The sequence below is a fragment of the uncultured Lamprocystis sp. genome, assembly GCF_903933125.1.
Classification (GTDB): Bacteria; Pseudomonadota; Gammaproteobacteria; order Chromatiales; family Chromatiaceae; genus Thiodictyon.
On record NZ_CAIZIZ010000344.1, the window covers coordinates 1 to 2,748 of the forward strand.

General features: G+C 62.4%; 3 protein-coding genes and 1 pseudogene. 3 read left to right on the forward strand and 1 reads right to left on the reverse strand.

The window, feature by feature from the left end; genetic code table 11:
- A partial coding sequence (locus QZY03_RS17875; protein WP_295583445.1) for a hypothetical protein occupies window positions 1-419 on the forward strand: 419 nt, incomplete at its 5' end.
- On the opposite strand, the gene QZY03_RS17880 is transcribed toward QZY03_RS17875, so the two are convergent.
- Window positions 388-1,254 carry a hypothetical protein gene (locus QZY03_RS17880; protein WP_295583447.1) on the reverse strand — a complete coding sequence of 289 codons (867 nt, stop codon included), beginning with the start codon at window positions 1,252-1,254 and terminating at the stop codon, window positions 388-390. The two genes, QZY03_RS17875 and QZY03_RS17880, sit on opposite strands and share 32 nt — an antisense overlap.
- 185 nt (window positions 1,255-1,439) lie before the next feature.
- On the opposite strand from QZY03_RS17880, the pseudogene QZY03_RS17885 reads away from it, so the two are divergent.
- Window positions 1,440-1,568 (forward strand): annotated as a pseudogene (locus QZY03_RS17885) (DUF433 domain-containing protein); the annotation flags it as partial.
- Window positions 1,569-1,601: 33 nt separating this feature from the next.
- Window positions 1,602-2,672 (forward strand): DUF4325 domain-containing protein, encoded by a 1,071-nt coding sequence (locus QZY03_RS17890; RefSeq protein ID WP_295583451.1) that lies wholly within the window; start codon window positions 1,602-1,604, stop codon window positions 2,670-2,672.
- Window positions 2,673-2,748: the final 76 nt, after the last annotated feature.

Sequence of the window (2,748 nt, forward strand, 5' to 3'; positions counted from 1 at the left end):
CCAACATCCCCGCCGCCGATCGTTGGGGTTCGTTCCTCACCCCAACCTACGGACTTCGCCCAACCCGCGTCCTGCGGCAGCGAATCGCCCTTGTCGCCCCCCGCGCCGCGAACCGCATGTCCGCAAATGCCGCGCGCGGCTGTCCAATCGCCCACCTGCCGGACATCGGCTATACTTTCCCAATGGAAACGATCTTCGACCACGCTCCGACCCCCGATGAACTGCGGTATCTGGCCGACCCAGACGCGACGGCGTATCGGGCGCGCGTCACCGCAGACGAAGCGCTGGAAGCACTGAGCATGTTGTTCGCCATGCGTGGCGACGCGGAGCGGTCGGCCGCCTATGCTCGCCGGATGTCTGACCAGGATTACGTCAGGTTCAACCTGCTTAATCATGACCTGATCGCCCCACCAGCGTGAAGAAACGCGCCTCATCGGGCATCGCCAAGGCGTCTAAAGCCGCCTGAATAGGACTCCTCGGATAGCCGCTGCGCCGGGCCAGCATCGTCGCGACATGTCGTGTGCCCTCCAATAGATCGGCCGCCCGGTTGATCGTCGCCAGGTCTCCCGCGAGGTCCAGCGGCTCCGACCCGCATTCCTGGATCACCCGCCACAGTCGGCTGACGGTCGCGGCGTAACCATATCCGCTGTTCAGTACCCACGCTTGGTGCGCTGCCTGCCCGCCTAAGCGTTCGACGAAGCGCGGGTAGGTCAACCGGGCCACGGCCTGATTCAGCGTTTCGGAAAAGCGGCGCACCGGGTGCGCCGGCGGCAACGCGACCACCGCATCCATCCCCTTTTGCCGGTTGTGCCAAATCTCATGCCACAGGGATTCAAGCGCGTATTCCTCGTCCCGCGTCATCACCGGGCGCTGTTTGTCGGCGCATTTGGCCAAGGCGCCGAACAGGTCCCGGCGCGAGTTGAAGGTGCCGTGCTCGATCTCGCGGAACCAGAATCCGCCCTTGCCGTTGGTGGCCATGTAGAAATCGTCAGCCGGACCGCCTTCCAGCACGAAGTCGACGCCGTGTGGCAGGTCGCCCGGCAACCGATAGGCGTACTCCTGCAGCAAGGTCTGAAGGGTGCCCAGATCCTGGGCCGGGAACCGTCGTGCGAGCCCCGGCACCGGCCAGGCGGCCCGCACGTCGTCAATCTCGGTGTCGCGTTTGGTCATCAGGCGATGATCAAGGCGCGACACCTGTTGCGCAACTGCCCGCTCCAACTCCACCATCGGCTGCGGATCGATAGTATGCCCCACCACCCCTCATCCGGGCCGGCACTGGCGGGCAACCGGGCACTCGCCCCACGGGGAGCGCCGGTGGGGCGGGGTTGGTCAGGTGCTGCTCCTTGTCGGGGTCCGCGGGCGGGGCTATGCTGAGCGGGCAACGGGCGGGCAACGGGCGATCAACGAGGCTCCTGTTAATACGCGATCAGTAACCAGTCCTGGCATCAGGGATGAGCGAGGCCGAGGTTCTTGAGGATTTTCCGGTGTTGGAACCGGAAGACATCCGCGCGGCGCTTGCGTTCGCCGCGGACTTCGAGCGTCGCCTCATGGCGGTGCCGCGCTTGTGAAGCTCCTGCACGATTCTAGCGAGTTGACCTCCCATGGATATCGGTAAGACCAGCCAATCCCGGTCGATTCGTCGCCACCTGATCGATGCCGTCAGGTCCGGGCGAGCGGATATCGTCGCCGAGACCTGCGAGCGGTTCGGCATCACCCGTCAGGCCGTGCATCGGCATCTGGCCCATCTGACCCGAGAGCGCTTTTTGGAGGCTGTCGGGACGACACGCGGTCGCACGTATCGCTTAGGACCGAACCGCTGGCAGCAAGGTAACTACGAACTCGGTGCCATCACCGAGGATCGCGTCTATGCCGGTGATTTCGAGTATATCGTCGAGGGACTGCCGAAAAACGTCCGGGATATCTGGCATTACGGGTTCACCGAAATGCTCAATAATGCGATCGACCATTCCGGGGGGGCGGTGGTGCGGATCGTCGCAAGGCGCAGCGACGAGTGGCTCGCACTACTGATTCGGGACGATGGCGAAGGCATTTTCAAACGCATTGCGCGTCTGATGGGTCTCGGCGACCCCAGAGAAGCGATCCTGGAGCTGAGCAAAGGTAAGCTGACCACCGATCCGGAGAACCATACCGGGGAAGGTATCTTTTTTACGTCAAGGGTCTTCGATTTATTCCGAATCACTTCAGGCGATCTGGCATTCAGCCATACGGACGCGTCGGACCGGGATTTCCTGGTGCATGTCGAAGGCGCAATGCAGGGGACCACGGTCGGCATGTACCTCTCGCCCAATACCGAGCGCATACTGGCGTCCGTTTTCGACGAATATACCGATGCCGATACGCTGGACTTCTCCAAGACGGTTGTGCCGATCCGCCTGGCACTGTACGAAGGGGAGCAGCTCGTCTCCCGCTCCCAAGCCAAGCGGATCATGAATCGTGTCGAGCGCTTCCGCAATGTCGTATTGGACTTCGCGGGCGTCGATATGGTAGGCCGATCCTTTGTCGACGAGATATTCCGAGTGTTCTCGCAGCGTCACCCGGAGATCGTGATCGCGCCGATCAATATGAATGCGCAGGTGCAACGGGAGGTGGGCCGTTTTTCCGAAACGGACGACAGGACAACGGGTAACGGTGCAGGCCTGAAGCGTGGATGATTGTTGCGTCCGTGTCGCGGCAACAACATTCATCGGCTAGGTTGTCGTGAGCGACGAATTGCCACAAGCGGATGGA